This window comes from Luteimonas notoginsengisoli (assembly GCF_042648885.1).
GTDB lineage: Bacteria > Pseudomonadota > Gammaproteobacteria > Xanthomonadales > Xanthomonadaceae > Luteimonas > Luteimonas notoginsengisoli.
The window spans coordinates 1-18,478 of the sequence record NZ_JBHRYF010000022.1; the positions used below are offsets into that span (position 1 = coordinate 1).

An 18,478-nucleotide genomic window follows, 5' to 3' on the forward strand; every position below is an offset into this window, starting at 1 on the left:
CCTGGCGGTGAAAACATGCCAGAAAGTTCTACTTCCGTGGTGTCTACCTACCCGGGAAGCTTACGCGAGGATCGCGCGCACGCCGTCGAGGCCGACGTGCGGATGGTAGGTAGTGCCGTGTTGCGCTTCGGCCAGCAGGCGGCCATCGGCGCGCCCGCGCCGGGCGGGCGTCAGTCCTCGCCGATATCCTCGTTCCACACCTCGGGATTGGCCGCGATCCAGTCGCCGAGCATCGAAATGCAGCGCTCGTCGGCAAGATCGACCACGTTGACGCCATTCTCGCGCAGCCAGTCGATCCCGCCGGCGAAGTTCACCGATTCGCCCACCACCACCGTGCCGATGTTGAATTGCCGCACCAGACCGCTGCAGTACCAGCACGGCGCCAGCGTGGTGACCATGATCGTGTCGCGGTAGCGGCGCTGGCGGCCGGCCTTGCGGAAGGCGTCGGTTTCGCCGTGCACGGACGGGTCGCCTTCCTGCACGCGGCGGTTGTGGCCGCAGCCGAGCAGACGCCCGTCGTCGTGGTACAGCGCCGCGCCAATCGGGATGCCGCCTTCGGCCAGGCCGGTGCGGGCTTCGTCGATGGCGGTGTCGAGCAGGGCGCGGTAGTCGGGCGTGGCGATCATCGGGCGGGTTCGCGGTGTGACGGGACGCACGATGGTGCCACGGCGGGCGGCGGCCGGTCGGGAAAGACTTGCGAAACGCCTGCGCGCGTGGATAGTGCAGGGCGCAAGGCCGCCGTCGGGGCGCGGCCCGATGCGACAGGGGAGAAGCAGTGATGACGGGATGCAACGGGCGCGGTGTCCGTGCGCGCGGTCGCGCGTGGCTCGCGGGCGCGATGCTGATGCTGGCCTGCACGGCCGCGGGCGCACAGATCGTGCAGGGTCGGCTGGCGCTGCAGTGGGGCGATCCGGGGCCCGCGCAACAGGCCCTGCCGGCACGGCTGTCGGCCACGCTGGTCACGGACGAAGGCGCGCGCATTGCGCTCGATCCCGCGCAGGCGCGGCGCGCGGCGGGCGACCTGTACGCGCTGTCGAACCGCCGCGTGGCGGTTGCCTTTGCGGCGCGCGATCGCGGCGTGCTGCAGCGGACGGCCGTCGAGGTGATCGTCCCGGCCGACCGGCTCTGGCAGCGCGCGCCGGCGCTCGACGCCGCCGGACGCGTGGTCGCCGAAGCGCCGGTCTCGGGCACCACGCGCTGGGTGACGCTGGCCTGCAGGTTCAGCGACATTGCCACCGAGCAGAAGACGACCGCATTCTTCACCTCGCAGTACGGCACGGCGGCCGGGCAGCTCGGGCACTACTGGAACGAGGTGTCGTACGGCAAGATCAACCTCACCGGCAGCCAGGCGTACGGCTGGTTCGCGCTGCCGCTGGCGCGCGGTGCGTACGTGACCATGGTCGACGGCGAAGAAGAGGCGGACCTGGACAAGCTGTTCACCGACTGCGCGGCCGCGGCCGACCCGACGGTCAACTTCACCGGCGTGCAGGGCGTCAACATGATGTTCAACGGCGACCTCGACGGGTACGCGTGGGGCGGCGGCGCCTGCGCCACGCTCGACGGCGTGCGCCGCTGCCCGCGCGTGACCTGGAACCCGCCGTGGTCGTTCGGCAACCTGGCGCCGCTGGCGCACGAGATGGGGCATGGCTACGGCCTGCCGCATTCGGACAACTCCGACGGCGACGACGACACCTACGACAACCCGTGGGACGTGATGAGCGACGGGTGGAGCAACGCGACGTACGACGGCACCTATGGCGCGCTGCCCAAGCACATCAACATCCAGCAGCGTGACCGCCTGGGCTGGGTGGATGCGGCGCGCAAGCTGATCGTGCCTGCGGGCAATTTCAGCAGGACCCAGGTGGCACTCGACTTCGCGAGCCTGAAGGGCTCGACCCATCCGCAGATGATCGTGCTGGCGATGCCGGCGGGCGCCGATCCGTATGCGACGGAGGTCTACACGATCGAGGCGCGCAGGCGCACGGGCACCTACGAATCGGCGCTCGCGGGCGACGCGGTGATCATCCACCGGATGGCGGACTACGGCACCGCGTACAGCGTCGACGCGGACGTGCCGCCGGCGGACGTGTCCAACAACGAGGGTTCGATGTTCACGCCGGGCGAAGTCTGGCAGTCGCCCGATCGCTCGCGGTGGATCCGGGTCGATGCGATGACCGCCACCGGCTTCCTGGTGACGATCGGGCCGAAGCTGCGCGTCACCGGCGGCCGGCTGCCGGGCCTGCGCAAGGCGGCCGCGCCGCTGGCCCCGCAGCCTGCGGGTTCTCTGCGCTCTGCGCGCGAGGCGAGCCATCCGTCGCCCGCGCGCGCCGGCGCTAGGCGGGCGCCCGCTGACCGTGGCGCCCGCGGCCCGATCGCCGGGCGGCGGATGCGATAATCGGCGGCATGAACGAATCCACGGGCAAGTCCGGCACCACCCACTTCGGCTTCCGCGACGTGCCGGTGGGCGAGAAGCAGAAGCTGGTCGGCGCGGTGTTCTCGTCGGTGGCGGGCAACTACGACCTGATGAACGACCTGATGTCGATGGGCATCCATCGGGTCTGGAAGCGCTACTTCGTCGCCACCGCGCAGGTCGGCAAGGGCGACCGCGTGCTGGACCTGGCCGGTGGCACCGGCGACATCGCGGCGCTGCTGAAGGACCGCGTCGGCGCCGAGGGCGAGCTGGTGCTCGGCGACATCAACGGCGCCATGCTGCGCGTCGGCCGCGACCGCATGACCGATCGCGGCAACGTGCGCGGGTTCGAGTACGTGCAGTGCAATGCTCAGGCGCTGCCCTTCCCGGATGCGAGCTTCGACCTGGTCACCATCGCGTTCGGCCTGCGCAACGTGACCGACAAGGAGGCGGCGCTGGCGGAGATGCTGCGCGTGCTGAAGGTGGGCGGGCAGGCGCGCGTGTTGGAATTCTCGGAAGTGAAGGCCGACTGGTTCAAGCCGATCTACGACTTCCACTCGTTCCAGGTGCTGCCGCGGCTGGGCAAGCTGTTCGCTCGCGACGCCGACAGCTACCAGTACCTTGCCGAGTCGATCCGCAAGCATCCGCCGCAGGACGAGCTCAAGGCGATGATGGAAGCCGCCGGCTTCGCGCGCTGCGACTACCGGAACCTGTCCGGCGGCATCGTCGCGATCCATACCGGCTACCGGACCTAGGCCGCGGCGAATCGTGCAGGGCGCCGCCCATCAGCGGTGGAGCGCGCCGATTTGGGTGCGCGCAGGCGGGGCGCTAGACTTGGCGGCCCTGTTGCTTCCCCCGGGATCCCAATGCGCGCTTTGCTTCTTTCCCTCGGTTTCGCGGTTGCCCTGGCCGGCTGCCAGCGCGACGCGGCCGACACCCCGACTCCCAAGCCCGCCGCGAAGCCTGCCGTGACCGCTTCGGCAAGCCCCGACGAGCACTCCTACGCCGAGCCGGGCAAGGTCGCCATCGACGACCTGGCGCTGGACCTGAAGGTCGATTTCGACTCCAAGACCATTTCCGGGACCGCCACCTACACCCTGGACTGGAAGGACAAGGGTGCCACGCAGCTGGTGCTCGACAGCCGCGACCTGTCGATCGACAAGGTCGAGGGCGAAGGCAAGGACGGGCAGTGGCAGCCGCTGCAGTACGGCCTGGCCAAGAGCGACGCGATCCTGGGCAGCAAGTTCACGATCGAGGCGCCCGGACAAAACGCGCATATCCGCGTCACCTACGCCACCTCGCCGCAAGCATCGGGCCTGCAGTGGCTCGAGCCGGCGATGACCGAGGGCAAGCAGCTGCCCTTCATGTTCAGCCAGTCGCAGCAGATCCACGCGCGGTCGTGGGTGCCGCTGCAGGACACGCCGAGCGTGCGCTACACCTACAGCGCGCACGTTTCCACGCGACCGGACGTGATGGCGCTGATGAGCGCCGACAACGACCCGAAGGCGGCGCGCGACGGCGACTACACGTTCAAGATGCCGCAGAAGATCCCGTCGTACCTGATGGCGATCGCCGCCGGCGACCTGGTGTTCAAGCCGATTTCCGAGCGTTCCGGGGTGTGGGCCGAACCGTCGATGGTCGACAAGGCGCAGGCCGAGTTCGCCGACACCGAGAAGATGATCCAGACCGCCGAGTCGCTGTACGGCCCGTATCGCTGGGGCCGCTATGACATCTTGGTGCTGCCGCCGTCGTTCCCGTATGGCGGCATGGAAAACCCGCGCCTGACCTTCGCCACGCCCACCGTGATCGTCGGCGACAAGTCGCTGGTGTCGCTGGTCGCGCACGAGCTGGCGCACAGCTGGTCGGGGAATCTCGTGACGTTCTCCAGCGCCAAGGATGCCTGGCTCAACGAAGGCGTCACCAGCTACGTCGAGAACCGCATCATCGAGGCGCTGTACGGCAAGGACCAGGCCGACATGGAAAGCGTCATCGCGCGCAACGAGCTCAAGGAAGAGTTCAAGCAGATCGATCCGAAGCTGCAGGTGCTGGCCGAGAAGCCGGGCGTGCTGAAGGATCCGGACAACAGCTCGGCGTCGACCGTCTACACCAAGGGCGCGTGGTTCCTGCAGTTCCTCGAGCAGCGCTTCGGGCGCGAGGACTTCGACGCCTTCCTGCGCGGCTATTTCGACCACTTCGCGTTCCAGAGCATCTCCAGCCAGCAGTTCGCCGATTACGCCAAGGCCAACCTGCTCGACAAGTACCCGGGCAAGGTGACCCAGGCCGAATTCGACGCATGGCTGTACGAGCCCGGCGTCCCGTCGACCGCGCCGCGGGTGCTGGCGCGCAAGTTCGGCGTGGTCGATTCGGCGCGGCTGGCGTGGCTGGGCAGCGGCGAACTGCCGCCGCCGGCGATCACCGGCGAATGGAGCACGCAGGAATGGGTGCACTTCATCGAGGGCATGCCCGAGACGCTGACCACCGAGCAGCTCGCGCAGCTCGACAAGGCCTACCAGTTCACCGGCACGCCCAACGGCGAGATCGCGCAGCGCTGGTATCCGCTGGCGGTGCGCAGCGGCTACACCCAGGCCAATGACGCGATCGCCGCGTTCCTGGAAAGGATCGGCCGCCGCAAGCTGATCATGCCGACCTACCACGCGCTGGCCGACACCACCGACGGCCTGGCGCTGGCCAAGGCCGTGTTCGCCAAGGCCAAACCCGGTTACCACCCGATCACCACCGGCTCGGTACAGACCGTGATCGATGAAGCCAAGCCGAAGCCATCGGTCGCGCCGGCGGCAAGCGAAGCGGCACCGGCGCAGGACGCGCCGGTGGAGGACGGCAAGCGCCCGGCCGCGGGAGACGCGACCGCGCCGGCGCCGGCATCGACGCCGGATCCGGCCGCCGGCTGACCCGGCGTCGCGGCGTCACGACGGTGACAGCGGCCATGGCCGCGATCGGGGCGCGGCCAACCCGCGCCCCTTGCCGTGCCCGCGGGATTCCCGCCCCCGGATGGCGTTCGAGCACAACGCCGATGACGAACGCCAACGTGGCCGTGCGCGCGAGCTGCCGGCGGACCCGATCGCCTCCGGCTTTTGTGGGAGCGGCCATGGCCGCGATGGCCGCCGCCACGCATCGCGACCATGGCCGCTCCCACCAGCACGTGTCCATGTGCGCGCGTCCGGGTGGTGACCGGTCATGACGACCGCGATCATCGCCGCCGTCGCCATCGTCGCCATCGTCGCCATCGTCGCGATTGCCGCCATCGCATGGGCGGCGCTCGCCCTCTGGCGCGATCCGTATGCGCTGGTCCGCGCCGAATTCGCGCGCGAGCGCGTTGCGCTGGGGCTTGCGCGGCGTGTCGTCGAGGTCGACGGCATCCGCTGGGTCTACGCCGAAGGCAAGGCGCCCGCCGCCGATGCGCCGGTGCTGGTGATGCTGCACGGCTTCACCGGCAGCAAGGAGAACTGGTATCCGGTCGCCAGACGCCTGCGCGGCCGGTACCGACTGCTGATTCCCGATCTGCCGGGCTGGGGCGAGAGCCAGCGCGAAGGCGTCGCCGGGCATGGCTTCGGCGTGCAGGCCGCGCGCGTCGCGGCCTTCATCCGTGCGACCTGCGACCGGCCGGTGGTGCTGCTCGGGCATTCGATGGGCGGAGGCATCGCGGCGGTGCTGGCGGCGCGCCAGCCGGCGCTGGTCGCGCGCGTCGGCCTGTTCGACGCGGCTGGCGTGCGTTTCGCCGACAACCAGTTCGGCCTCGAGGTGCTGGCGGGGAACAATCCGTTCGGCGTGCACGACCGCGCCTCGCTGGCGCAGTACTTCGACATCCTTTTCCACGACCGCGGCGCGCTGCCGGCGATGCCGTGGCCGGCGCCGGCCATCCTCGTCGCACGACGGCGCAGCGACAGCGCGTTCGAGCAGGCAGTGCTCGACGAGATCGGCCGCGGCCCGGAGCAGTTCCTGCCCGGCGAGGAAGCCGCGCGCATCCGCCAGCCCGCGCTGCTGGCGTGGGGCGCGCACGACCGCGTGATCGATCCCAGCGCGATGGACCTTTACGCGGCGCGGATGCCGCAGGCGCGTAGAGTGCTGCTGGGCGGCAGCGGCCACATGACGGTGATGGAGCAGCCCGGCGACATCGCCGACGCGATCGAAGGCCTGCTTGCCGACGCACCGGCCGAACAGGGAGCCCACGCATGAACCACCGCATCATCTTCTGCGCCGCGCTGCTGGCGTTGGCCGCCACCGTGGTCTCCGGCTGCGGCGACCGCGCCGCGGCGGACGCCGCGCGCGCCGCCGCGCAGGCCGCCGCCAACGAAAAGGCGGCGGCCGAATACGCCAACGGCTTCGACGCCGCCGTGGCCCAGGAAAACTGGACGCTGGCCAAGGCGCAGGGCGACGTGCTGTTCGCACGGTTTCCCGACACCCGGCAGGCAGCGCGCATCCGTCCGCACTACGACGAGGCCAAGGCCAAGGCCGAGGCCGCGCGCGAAGCCCGGCGCGTCGCCGCGCTGTGGAGCTACCAGACCGAGAGCGTCAAGGGCGGCAAGCAGCTCTCGGCGGCGATCTATTCCAGGGACGCCGTCGACACCGACGGCAGCGGCGCCAATCCAGTGCGGCTGATCTTCCGCGACCATCCGACCTGGGGCACCAGCAGCTACCTGGTGTTGCAGGCCGGCGACTTCGCGTGCCGTGGCGGCTGCAAGGTCAAGGTGACGGTCGACGACGCGGCGCCGAAATCGATGTCGGCGCTGCGCCCAGACACGGACGATGCGATCGCCATGTTCATCAACGACGAGCACGCGCTGTGGCGGATGCTCAAGGACGCAAGACAGGTCTCGATCGAATTCCCGGTCAAGGCCGGCGGCACGCGTACGGTGGTGTTCGAGGTCGCGGGGCTGGATCGCTCGAAGCTGCCCGATTGGGACTGATCGCACGACGGTCGGTAACGGGCAGGGCCGAACCGGATCCTAAATGCTGGTATGGCGAAAATCGTCATCCCCAGACAGACGTCATCCCAGAAAAGCTGTCATGCCGAGCGTAGCGAGGGATCTGCCTGCCTGTCGCACGTCGCGGAGAAGACAGATCCCTCGCTGCGCTCGGGATGACACGGAAAGATGGGAGAGTGGGTCGTTGTCGACCCGAAGCATCGCAACACCGGGAGCACCGAGGGCAGGGGAGGCATCGGTGCGCTTCTTGGCCCATCGGCACGGCGCGTGCGCCTACACGTTGCCGAAACCCTGCCGGAGTAGAGTGTGGCCACGGCGCACGACGCCTCGGGCGTTGCCTGCGCCGGACCGGTGCGCTGCCGGATGCGCGCGCCGCGACCCACCAGCCAGCCTCGCGCCGGAGCGGCAACGGGCCGAAGCAGGAGACGACCATGCTCGCTCCCCGCCTGCACCATTTCCTCGACGAACGCCACGCGCCCTACGCCACGCTGGCCCACGATCGAACGATCACCGCGCAGGAAACCGCCAACTGCGCGCACATCGGCAGCCGCCATTTCGCCAAGACCGTGATGCTCAAGGTCGACGGCGACCTGGTGATGATGGTGATGCCCGCTGCCTACCGCATCGACATGACCCGCCTGTCGCGCGCGCTGGGCGGCCGCGAAGTCGAACTCGCGCAGGAGCCGGACTTCCACGACGCCTTTCCCGACTGCGAGCTGGGGGCGATGCCGCCATTCGGCAATCTCTACGGGATGCCGGTCTACGTCGACGCGCGGCTGTCCGAGCACCCCGAGATCGTCTTCAACGCCGGCTCGCACACCGACCTGATGCGGATGCCGTATGCGCAGTTCGAGCGACTGGTGAAGCCCGAGCCGCTGTGGCTGGCGCACGTGATGTGAGGCGGGGATCCAAGACCCGGAAGCGCCGTCGCCGCGGCGCACCGGTGTTCCGGACTGCGGTTCCCGGATCCTCCGCGCTCGTCAGAGCGAGTAGCCGAACTGCTGCTTGAACTGTTCGTTGAACTCGTCGTAGTCGAAGCGCTGGTTCTGGGTGCCGGGATGCTCGACCTTCAGCGCGCCCATCAGGTTGCCGATGCGGCCGATGGTGAGCCAGTCGCAGCCCTTCTGGATGCCGAAGATCAGGCCGGCGCGGAAGGCGTCGCCGCAGCCGGTGGGATCGGTGACCCGGCGCTCGTGCGCCGGCGGCACGTCGAAGGTCTTGCCGTCGGTGAAGATCAGCGCGCCCCTGGGGCCGCGGGTGGCGATGTAGGCCTTCACCTTGTCGGCGATCTCGCGCTCGCTCCAGCCGGTGCGTTCCTGCAGCAGGTTGGACTCGTAATCGTTGACGGTGACGTAGTCGGCCTGCTCGATGAAGGCGCGCAGCTCGGCGCCGTTGAACAGCGGCATCGCCTGGCCGGGGTCGAAGATGAAGGGGATGCCGGCCTCGGCGAATTCCTTCGCGTTCTGCAGCATGCCCTCGTAGCCGTCCGGGCTGACGATGCCGATGGTCACGCCGGGCACGTCGCGCACGTGGTTTTCGTACGACCGCATCATCGCGCCGGGGTGGAAGGCGGTGATCTGGTTGTTGTCCAGGTCGGTGGTGATGAAGGCCTGGGGCGTGAACAGCTCGGGGATCTCCTTGACCTGGGCCAGCGGGATTTCCAGCTCCTCGAAGTATTCGCGGTAGGGGCCGAAATCCTGGCCGACGGTGGCCATCGGGACCGGATCGCCGCCCAGCAGCTTGAGGTTGTAGGCGATGTTGCCGGCGCAGCCGCCGAACTCGCGGCGCATCCGTGGCACCAGGAACGACACGTTCAGGATGTGCACCTTGTCCGGCAGGATGTGGTTCTTGAACTGGTCGGGGAACACCATGATGGTGTCGTAGGCCAGGGAGCCACAGATCAGGGCAGACATCGGGCGGGCGCTCGTTTCGGGCAAAAGGGCGGCTAGGTTAGCGGGCCGGGTCCGGCGAGGCCAGCCGACAGCGCCGACATCGGCACCTGCGAAGGCGCTCCAGGGGGCCTCGGGGCAGCCCCGCGGGAGCGGCGGCCGCCGCGATCTCGCACCGGCGGGGTTCACGGGCAGCGCATCGCGACCATGGCCATCGCCCGCAAAGGCGGGCCGCGAAGCGGGAAAGAGGCGTCGGCGAGCATCCACGTGCCGCTTTTTTGCTAGGCTAACCGACTCTTTTCACCCATTCCTCACGGACATTCTCCCCCGATGTTCAAGAAGTTCCGCGGCCTGTTCTCCAACGACCTGTCGATCGATCTCGGCACGGCCAATACCCTCATCTTCGTCCGCGGGCAGGGCATCGTGCTCAACGAGCCGTCCGTGGTCGCGGTGCGCCAGGACCGTTCGGGCTCCGGCAACCGCACGGTGGCGGCGGTCGGCACCGAGGCCAAGCAGATGCTGGGCCGCACCCCGGGCGGGATCACCACGATCCGGCCGATGAAGGACGGCGTCATCGCCGACTTCACCTATACCGAGGAAATGCTCAAGTACTTCATCCGCAAGGTGCACAAGTCGCGCTTCCTGCGGCCGAGCCCGCGGGTGCTGATCTGCGTGCCCTGCGGCTCGACCCAGGTCGAGCAGCGCGCGATCAAGGAATCGGCGCTCGAAGCCGGCGCCCGCGACGTGTCGCTGATCGAGGAGCCGATGGCCGCGGCGATCGGCGCCGGCATGCCGGTGACCGAGGCGCGCGGCTCGATGGTGGTCGACATCGGCGGCGGCACCACCGAGGTGGCGGTGATCGCGCTGTCGGGCATCGTCTACTCGCAGTCGGCGCGGATCGGCGGCGACCGCTTCGACGAGTCGATCATTAACTACGTGCGCCGCAACCACGGCATGCTGATCGGCGACAGCACCGCCGAGAAGATCAAGCTCGAGATCGGCAACGCCTGGCCGCAGGACCGGGTGATCGAGATGGAGGTCTTCGGCCGCCACCTCGCCGAAGGCGTGCCGAAGATGATCACGATCACTTCCAGCGAAGTGCTCGAGGCGCTGCGCGAGCCGCTGGCCGGGATCGTCAGCGCGGTCAAGCAGGCGCTGGAGCAGACCCCGCCCGAGCTGAGCGCCGACGTCGCCGAACTGGGCATCGTGCTCACCGGCGGCGGCGCGCTGCTGCGCGACATGGACCGGCTGCTTAGCGAGGAAACCGGGCTGCACGTGCAGGTCGCGGAAGACCCGCTGACCTGCGTGGCGCGCGGCGGCGGGCGCGCGCTGGAACTGCTGGACACGCACGGAAACGAGTTCTTCGCCTACGACTGAGGCGGGCGGGTGCAAGCAGCCCAATGCAGGGGCCAGGCATTGCGTGACGTCACCCTTCCCGAGAGGTGGCAGACGTCGTGGCCCGCGGCGAGTGGTGCGGCGAGCCTGCATTCGGGCCCGAAAAACACGGCGCGGCGGATTCACCGCGCACCCGGAGTGGCATGCTGGTGGCCCGTGTCGCGCCCGCTCGTCGCCTGCGTGGCGATCCCACTGACGTTTTTCCGCGCCGCCCTTCCCGGCTCCGATTCCCTCGTGTCCCGACCTGATGCCTGCCTACGCCAGTCCCACGCCCCCTCGTACCGGTGATGTCGCGGGCACGCTGCGCCTGCTGACCTACCTGGCGCTGGCGGTGGCGCTGCTGGTGCTCGACCATCGCGGCGGCTGGCTGACCCGGATCCGGGCCCAGGCCAATGTCGCAGTGCAGCCGCTGTGGTGGCTGGCCGGACTGCCGGCGCGGCTGGGCGACAGCGTGCGCGACGACGCGGTGACGCGCTCGATGCTGGCCGAGGACAATCGCCGCCTGCGCAATGCCTTGCTCGTCAGCAGCGCGCGCCAGGCGCGGCTGCAGGTGGCGGCGGCGGAGAACGCGCGCCTGCGCGGCCTGCTCGGCGCGGCCGAGCGCGGCGGGCTCGACGTGCAGCTGGCGCCGATCCTCGACATCGACCTCGACCCCACCCGCCAGCGCGTCATCCTCGATGCCGGCAGCCGCGACGGCGTGCGCCTGGGACAGAGCGTGATCGACGCCGGCGGCCTGGTCGGACAGATCATCGAGGTCACCCCGACCACGGCGACCGTGCTGCTGATCACCGATCCCGACCACGCCGTGCCGGTGCTGGTCGGTCGCAACGGCGTGCGCCTGGTGGCCTACGGCCAGGGTCGCAGCGACCAGCTCGAAGTGCCGAACATCCCGCTGTCGGCCGACGTCAAGGTCGGCGATGCGATCATCACCTCGGGGCTCGGCGGGCGCTTTCCGCCCGGCTTTCCGGTGGGCAGCGTGGCCTCGCTGCGCCCCGACGACAGTCGCGCCTTCCTGGTGGCTGCGCTGGCCCCGGCAGCGCGGCTGGATCGCGGCCGCGACGTCCTGCTGTTGCAGCAGGCCCGGACGCCGGGTGCGGCGAGCGGCGTTTCCGAAAACCTCGACCAGGCGTCGGCGCCCGTGCAGCCTGCGTCCGCAACCGGAACGGAGGCGGCCGCTCCGGCAAGCGACGCCGGCGCAAAGCCACCGGCCGGCGGTGCTTCCGGATCCCCGCTCCCCGGTTCCCCGCGCCCGCCCGCGGCCGAACCTGACGCATCCCCGTCGACGGAGCCGGCCCCATGAGCCGCCCCCGCCGCACCTGGCTGTTGCCGGTCAGCATCGTGCTGGCCCTGCTGCTGGGCCTGCTGCCGCTGCCGACGCTGCTGCAGCCCCTGCGCCCGTACTGGCTGGGGCTGGCGGTGGCGTTCTGGGTGATCGAGGAGCCGGACCGCGCCGGCCTGGGCTTCGCGTTCGCGATGGGCGTGATCGGCGACCTCGCGTTCGGCGGCATCCTCGGCGAGCAGGCGCTGCGGCTGACGGTGATGACGTTCATCCTGCAGCGTTTTCGCGCCCAGGTGCGCTTCTTCCCGATGGCGCAGCAGGCGCTGGTGATCGGCGGCCTGCTGGTCAACGACCGCGTGGTCAGCGCCGCGGTGCACCTGATGCTCGACGAGCCGCAGCTGCCGTGGTCGTACTGGTGGGCCCCGGTGCTCGGCATGGCGCTGTGGGCGCCGCTGTTCGTGCTGCTCGACGCGCTGCGGATCGGCCGGCGCAAGAGCTAGGCCTGGCGATGAATACGACACGCGCTGCGATGCAATCCTTCGGCCCGTCCTCGCGACCGCGCGCCGCCGCGTCATCGAGCGGTCGTGCATCGACAGCCACTGCCGTGCTCTTCCTTGCGGCGCATGGTCGCGGCCGCGGCGGATGCCGCTTCCACTGTAGCGCCAGGTCCTGATGCGCCAGATGCGGACCCGGCTGAAGAACCACGTGCGCGAGACCCGGCAGTTCCGCGTGCGCGCGCTGCTGGGCTTCGCGATCGTGGTGCTGGCACTGGGCGGGCTGGCGGGGTGGTATTTCAAGCTGCAGGTGCTCGACCACGCCGACTACGCGAAGCGCTCGGAGGCCAACCGGATCAAGCCCAGGCCAGTGGTGCCGGCGCGCGGCATCATCTATGACCGCAAGGGCCGGATCCTGGCCGACAACGTGCCGGCGTTCCGGCTCGACGTGGTGCCGGAGGACGCCGGTGATCCGAAGGCGCTGCTCGCCGGCCTGTCGAAGATCGTGGCGCTGTCGCCCGAGGACATCGCCCGCTTCGAGCGCGAGCGCAAGTCCAACCGCAGCTTCCGCGCGCTGACCCTCAAGCTGCGGTTGAGCGAGGACGAGGTCGCGCGCTTCGCGGTCGACCAGTGGCGCTTCCCCGGCGTCAGCGTCGAGCCCTACCTGACCCGGCGCTATCCCTACGGCGCACTGATGGCGCACATCGTCGGCTACGTCGGCCGCACCGACGAGAAGGACATCGAGCAGTACGGGCCGGGGCAGGCGCTGTTCACCCACACCGGCCGCGCCGGCATCGAGCGCTATTACGACGAGGCGCTGCGCGGCAAGGTCGGCTACGAGGAAGTGAAGACCAACGTCGAGGGGCGCGCGCTGGGCCGCGTCGGGCGGATCCCGGCGACCGCCGGCGCCGATCTGCGACTGGCCGTCGACGTGGACCTGCAGCGGACCATGGTCGAGGCGTTCGGCGACCACGACGGCTCGGCGGTGGCGATCGACCCCAAGACCGGCGAGATCCTGGCGATGGCCAGCCTGCCCAGTTACGACCCCAACCTGTTCGTCAACGGCATCTCCAGCGCCGACTACCGCGCGCTGATGGACAACCCGTCGCGGCCGCTGTTCAACCGCAACGTGCTCGGCGGCGGCCCGCCGGGTTCGACGGTCAAGCCGTTCGTCGCGCTGGCCGGGCTGGAAAGCGGCCTGCGCCGGCCCGAGGACAAGGTGTTCAGCACCGGCGAGTTCCACATCCCGGGACAGAGGCGCGGCTATCGCGACGCGCACGGCGGCAGCGGCTGGGTCGACCTGCACAAGTCCATCGCCGCCTCGGTGAACTACTACTACTACAAGCTCGCCTACGACATGGGCATCGAGCGCCTGTCGAAGTACATGCACCGCTACGGCTTCGGCGAGCCGACCGGCATCGACCTGGCCGGCGAAAAAGCCGGCGTGGTGCCGTCGCCGCAGTGGAAGTCGAAGAACAGCCGCGAGCCCTGGTATCCCGGGGAAACCGTCATCGCGGGCATTGGCCAGGGCTACTGGATCGCGACCACGCTGCAGCTCGCGCAGGGCGCCGCGGCGCTGGCGGCCGACGGCGTCATGCACCGCCCGCACCTGGCCAGCGACCGCCGCGACGGCTTCCGCAATCCCTGGACGCCGGTGCCGCAACCCGCGCCGCGGCTGTTGTCCGACAAGCCCGCCTTCATCCGTGCGGTGCAGGGCGGGATGGAGGGCACGATCTACGATCCGGGCGGCACCGGGCGGGCGATGGCGATCGGTGCGAGCTACCGCATGGCGGGCAAGACCGGCACCGCGCAGCGGGTCAGCCGCAAGGGCAATGTCAGCACCAACCCGCATTCGTTGCCGCTGCACCTGCGCCACCAGGCGTGGTTCATCGGTTATGCGCCAGCCGAGGATCCGCGGATCGCGGTCGCGGTGATGGTCGAGCACGGCGGCTACGGCGGCTCCACCGCCGCGCCGGTCGCGCGCAAGCTGTTCGACGCCTGGCTGCTGGGCAAGTATCCCGAGCCGGATCCCGATGCGATCCCGGTGACCGCGATCGGCGCCCGCGCGGCCGCATCGGAGGTCGCGCCGACGGCAGCGCGCGCGGCCCGCGCGGCGATCCCGGGACTGGACCAGGACACGATCGAACTGATCCAGGACGGTTCCGGGGCCGGGCATTGAACACGATCGTGCAATGGCTGCTCCACCTGCTGCTGCGCTTCGTGCGCACCCTGGACTGGTCGCTGTGCGCCGCCCTGTTCGCGCTGATGGCGATCGCGCTGGCCGTGCTGTACAGCGCGGGCGGGCAGAACGGGATGGATCTCGTGGTGGCGCAGGGCGCGCGCTACGGGGTGGGACTGGCGGCGATGTGGGGGCTGTCGCGGGTGACCCCGCTGCGCCTGCGCGACGTCACGCCGCTGGTGTACGCCGCCACGCTGCTGCCGCTGCTGCTGGTGCTGGTGATCGGCACCGGCAAGCACGGCAAGCACTGGATCGATCTGCGGCTGTTCTATTTCCAGCCGTCCGAACTGCTCAAGCTGAGCCTGCCGATGATGGCGGCGTGGTACCTGGATCGGCAGCTGCTGCCGCCGCGCATCGGCGTGGTGCTGGCCACCGTGGTGCTGATCGCGGTCCCGACCGCGCTGGTCCTGCTGCAGCCGGATTTCGGCACGGCGATGCTGGTGGCGATCAGCGGCTGCTTCGTGCTGTTCCTGGCCGGCCTGCCGTGGTGGTGGTTCGCGATCGCCTTCGGCGGCGTCGCCGGCGCCGCGCCGGTGGCGTGGTTCTGGCTGCTCAAGCCCTACCAGAAGGACCGCATCCTGACGTTCCTCGACCCCGAGTCCGATCCGCTGGGCGCGGGCTGGAACATCATCCAGTCGAAGATCGCGATCGGCTCGGGCGGGATGACCGGGCAGGGCTGGATGCAGGGCTCGCAGTCGCACCTGGATTACCTGCCAGAGCACACCACCGACTTCATCTTCGCAGTGCTCAGCGAGGAGTTCGGCTGGATCGGCGTGGCGACGGTGCTTGCGCTGTACCTGTTCGTGGTCGGGCGCTGCCTGTGGATCGCGGCCGAGGCGCGTGATGGCTATGCGCGACTGCTGGCCGGCAGCCTGGGCCTTGCGTTCTTCGTCTACGTGATCGTCAACGGCGGCATGATCTCCGGGCTGCTGCCGGTGGTCGGCGTGCCGATGCCGCTGCTTTCCTACGGCGGCACCGCGGCGGTATCGCTGCTGGCCGGCCTGGGCGTGGTGATGTCGGTGCGCAACCATCGCCCGATCCACGGCTGAAGCGACTTTCTCCGCGACGACGCATGCGCGGGCACATGGCGGCCGTGGCTGAACGCATCGTGCGCCGCGCCGTTGCATCCGGCCGACCCCGGGACGACCGCATGCTACCCTCGCGCCGATGATCCGACGCTCCTCGCCCATGCGCCTGCCCGTCATCCTGGTTCCGCTCGCCTTCGCCCTGGCCGCCTGCGCAACCGGTGCGACGGCGCCCCCGCCGACCGCCGCGAATCCGCCGCCGTCGCCCGCGGTGTCCACCGCGCCGGCCGCTTCGGCCGAAGGCCTGCTGCCCAAGATCCCGCAGCCGCCGGAGCGTCCGGTCGCGCCGCCCTCGGTGACCGATCCGGCGATCCCGCTGCCGCAGCGCATCGACGCCTTCGTCGACTACACCGCCCAGGCCTACGGCGTCGATCCGCAGGCGATCCGCGCCGCGCTCGCGCAGGCCGAATACAAGCAGAGCATCATCGACGCGATCTCGCGTCCGGCCGAGAAGGTGCGGCCCTGGCGCGACTACCGCCCGATTTTCATGAACGACGCGCGCATCGCCGGCGGCAAGGCGTTCTACGCCGACAACCGCGTCGCGCTCGATCGCATCACCGCTTCGACCGGCGTCCCGGCGCAATACATCGTGGCGATCATCGGCGTCGAAACCAGCTACGGGAAGATCACCGGCAACTACCGCGTGCTCGACGCGCTGTACACGCTGGCGTTCTGGCACCCGAAGCGCGCGCCGTTCTTCGCCGGCGAACTGGCGCAGCTGTTCGCGCTGGCAAAGGAAGAGCCGCAGCTCGACGTGCTTGCGCTCAAGGGCAGCTACGCCGGCGCGATGGGCATGGGCCAGTTCATGCCGTCGAGCTACCGCAACTGGGCCAAGGACGGCGACGGCGATGGCCGTCGCGACCTGCTCGACCACAAGCCGGACGTGTTCGCCTCGATCGCCAATTATTTCGTCGTCCACGGCTGGCAGCGCGGCGGTCCGGTGGTGGCGCGCGCGACGCGCGGCGCACAGGCGGCCGATTTCGCGCCCGAAGGGCTGGATCCGGTCTATCCACTGCCGATGCTGGCCGCCCGCGGCTATGCGCCGCAGCCCGGAGAACCGACCGCCGAGGGCGCGACGCTGCTCTCGCTCGACGGCGAGGCCGGCAAGGAATATTGGCTCGGCTATGGCAATTTCTACGTCATCACCCGCTACAACCATTCGCCGATGTACGCGCTTGCCGTGCACCAGCTGGCGCAGGCGATCGGCGGCAACGGCGCGCCGTGATGCGGTCGATCGCACCGCTGCGAATCCTGCCCGCGCTGGCAGTGGTCGCAACCCTGGCGCTGGCCGGCTGCGCCAGCGGACCGGAGAAATCCGCGTCGGAAGCGTCCGCGCTACCCGACGGCGAAGCGGTGCGCCGCGGCGAGCTCCCAGCCTCGGGCAAGCGTTCGCCGTACGCGCCGGCGCAGGAAGACACGTCCAAGCGCGGCCATTACACCGCCGGCGGCCTGTATGCGCCGCACATCAAGGACAGCGTGCCCGATGAGCTGCCGGACGTGGACGCGATCCCCGAGCCCGAGGTCGTGGACGAGCCGCGCTCGCGCTACGGCAACCGCTCGCCCTACAAGGTGCTGGGCAAGAGCTACACGGTGCGCGACAGCGCCGAGGGCTACGACGAGACCGGCATGGCCTCGTACTACGGCAACAAGTTCCACGGCCGCCGCACCTCGAACCTTGAGGTCTACGACATGTACGCCTTCACCGCGGCGCACAAGACGCTGCCGCTGCCCAGCTTCGCGCGGGTCACCAACCTCGACAACGGCAAGTCGGTGGTGGTGCGCGTCAACGACCGCGGCCCGTTCCACGACGGCCGGGTCATCGACCTGAGCTACGCCGCGGCGGTCAAGATCGGCATCCGCGCGCGTGGCACGGGTCGCGTCGAGGTCGTCGGCCTGAGCCCCGGCGAAAACGCGCGCAACGACTACGACGCGGTGGCCGCGCGCTCCGGCCGGACTTCGCAGCCTGTCGCGGCGACCACCACGTCCGGCAGCGGGGCGCTGCAGCTGCCGCCAGGCGTACGCATCGCCACCGGCAAGCCGCAGCCGGCCAGCGCGATGGACAAGCTGATCGAAGGGGTGCTGCCGATCGGCGCGGCCAATGCCAGCGAGCGCGTGCCCGGCGCCCCGCTGGTCGCAAGCGCCTCGGCTGTCGCGCCGCCCACGTCGACCGGCACCGCGGCCTCGCCATCGACGACACCGGCGCCATCGGACGACCTCGACTGGCGCTTCGACATGCGCCAGGACGGCAAGGCGATGACCGCTGACGAGTTCGATGCCTGGATGAAGGCGCGCCGCGCGCGCGTGGCTACCGGCAAGGCCGGCACGCCCGATCCCTATGGCGCGGCGGCGCCCGGTGCGCGTGCGCCCGTGAAGGCACCACCCCGCGCCGCGGTCGCCGCCACGCCCGCACCCGATGCCGCCGCAAAGCCCGCGGCGCCGGTTCCCGCGACCGGCAACGGCGTCACACTGCAGGTCGCCGCTTTCGGCGCACGCGCGAATGCAGAGCGCGCGCTGGCGATGCTGCGCGGCGCCGGGGTGCCCGAAGCCCGCCTGCTCGACGGCCTCTCGGCCGGCCGGCAGGTCTGGCGCCTGCGCGTGGGTCCGGTCGAAAGCGCGAAAATCCCGGAACTGTCGGCGCGCGTCGCCGGTCTGGGGTTCGGCCAGCCCCAGGTCGTGCGCGAATAGCCGCGGCTTCTGCGCCTGTCCTGATTCGATCCACCCGTTCCACCCGCCTCTTTCCACCT

General features: G+C 70.1%; 14 protein-coding genes and 1 pseudogene. 13 read left to right on the forward strand and 2 right to left on the reverse strand.

Going from position 1 to position 18,478, the window contains the following annotated elements; genetic code table 11:
* Nucleotides 1–170: 170 nt before the first annotated feature.
* Complete coding sequence (locus tag ACFOM9_RS15680) at nt 171–626, reverse strand: nucleoside deaminase (protein ID WP_386713046.1); 456 nt, start codon at nt 624–626, stop codon at nt 171–173.
* A 152-nt stretch (nt 627–778) separates the two neighbouring features.
* Between ACFOM9_RS15680 and ACFOM9_RS15685 the strand changes: the two genes are divergently transcribed.
* From ACFOM9_RS15685 to ACFOM9_RS15710, 6 genes are all read left to right on the forward strand, one after another.
* A complete protein-coding gene (locus ACFOM9_RS15685; protein WP_386713049.1) occupies nt 779–2,395 on the forward strand; it encodes a hypothetical protein in 1,617 nt (538 codons plus the stop codon).
* 8 nt (nt 2,396–2,403) lie between these two features.
* Nucleotides 2,404–3,165: a bifunctional demethylmenaquinone methyltransferase/2-methoxy-6-polyprenyl-1,4-benzoquinol methylase UbiE gene (ubiE, locus tag ACFOM9_RS15690; protein WP_386713051.1), complete on the forward strand. Its 762-nt coding sequence runs from the start codon at nt 2,404–2,406 to the stop codon at nt 3,163–3,165.
* A 111-nt stretch (nt 3,166–3,276) separates the two neighbouring features.
* Entirely contained in the window at nt 3,277–5,319 is a 2,043-nt protein-coding gene (locus ACFOM9_RS15695; RefSeq protein WP_386713054.1) for a M1 family metallopeptidase, read from the forward strand.
* Nucleotides 5,320–5,605: 286 nt separating this feature from the next.
* Nucleotides 5,606–6,604: an alpha/beta fold hydrolase gene (locus ACFOM9_RS15700; protein ID WP_386713057.1), complete on the forward strand. Its 999-nt coding sequence runs from the start codon at nt 5,606–5,608 to the stop codon at nt 6,602–6,604.
* Entirely contained in the window at nt 6,601–7,335 is a 735-nt protein-coding gene (locus tag ACFOM9_RS15705; protein WP_386713060.1) for a hypothetical protein, read from the forward strand. The genes ACFOM9_RS15700 and ACFOM9_RS15705 overlap by 4 nt, the downstream gene beginning before the upstream one ends.
* Before the next feature lie 449 nt (nt 7,336–7,784).
* Nucleotides 7,785–8,252 carry an aminoacyl-tRNA deacylase gene (locus ACFOM9_RS15710; protein WP_386713063.1) on the forward strand — a complete coding sequence of 156 codons (468 nt, stop codon included), beginning with the start codon at nt 7,785–7,787 and terminating at the stop codon, nt 8,250–8,252.
* Nucleotides 8,253–8,333: 81 nt separating this feature from the next.
* On the opposite strand, the gene ACFOM9_RS15715 is transcribed toward ACFOM9_RS15710, so the two are convergent.
* Nucleotides 8,334–9,266, reverse strand: coding sequence for a carbohydrate kinase family protein (locus ACFOM9_RS15715; RefSeq protein ID WP_386713066.1), 933 nt, complete (start codon nt 9,264–9,266; stop codon nt 8,334–8,336).
* Between the two features lie 306 nt (nt 9,267–9,572).
* On the opposite strand from ACFOM9_RS15715, the gene ACFOM9_RS15720 reads away from it, so the two are divergent.
* The 7 genes and pseudogenes from ACFOM9_RS15720 to ACFOM9_RS15750 all read left to right on the forward strand — a co-directional run bounded on the left by ACFOM9_RS15720 (nt 9,573) and on the right by ACFOM9_RS15750 (nt 18,419).
* Entirely contained in the window at nt 9,573–10,619 is a 1,047-nt protein-coding gene (locus tag ACFOM9_RS15720; RefSeq protein ID WP_386713069.1) for a rod shape-determining protein, read from the forward strand.
* Nucleotides 10,620–10,884: 265 nt separating this feature from the next.
* Nucleotides 10,885–11,931, forward strand: a pseudogene (gene mreC / locus ACFOM9_RS15725) (rod shape-determining protein MreC); the annotation flags it as partial.
* A 2-nt stretch (nt 11,932–11,933) separates the two neighbouring features.
* The gene (gene mreD / locus ACFOM9_RS15730) at nt 11,934–12,416 is read left to right on the forward strand and encodes a rod shape-determining protein MreD (protein WP_386713072.1); all 483 of its coding nucleotides are present in this window, start codon (nt 11,934–11,936) and stop codon (nt 12,414–12,416) included.
* Between the two features lie 181 nt (nt 12,417–12,597).
* The gene (gene mrdA, locus ACFOM9_RS15735) at nt 12,598–14,589 is read left to right on the forward strand and encodes a penicillin-binding protein 2 (RefSeq protein WP_386713164.1); all 1,992 of its coding nucleotides are present in this window, start codon (nt 12,598–12,600) and stop codon (nt 14,587–14,589) included.
* On the forward strand, nt 14,586–15,698 hold the full coding sequence (gene rodA, locus ACFOM9_RS15740; RefSeq protein WP_386713075.1) for a rod shape-determining protein RodA: 1,113 nt from the start codon (nt 14,586–14,588) through the stop codon (nt 15,696–15,698). Before mrdA ends, rodA begins: the two co-directional genes overlap by 4 nt.
* 139 nt (nt 15,699–15,837) lie before the next feature.
* Nucleotides 15,838–16,959: a lytic murein transglycosylase B gene (gene mltB / locus ACFOM9_RS15745; protein WP_386713077.1), complete on the forward strand. Its 1,122-nt coding sequence runs from the start codon at nt 15,838–15,840 to the stop codon at nt 16,957–16,959.
* Entirely contained in the window at nt 16,959–18,419 is a 1,461-nt protein-coding gene (locus tag ACFOM9_RS15750; RefSeq protein ID WP_386713080.1) for a septal ring lytic transglycosylase RlpA family protein, read from the forward strand. The genes mltB and ACFOM9_RS15750 overlap by 1 nt, the downstream gene beginning before the upstream one ends.
* Nucleotides 18,420–18,478: the final 59 nt, after the last annotated feature.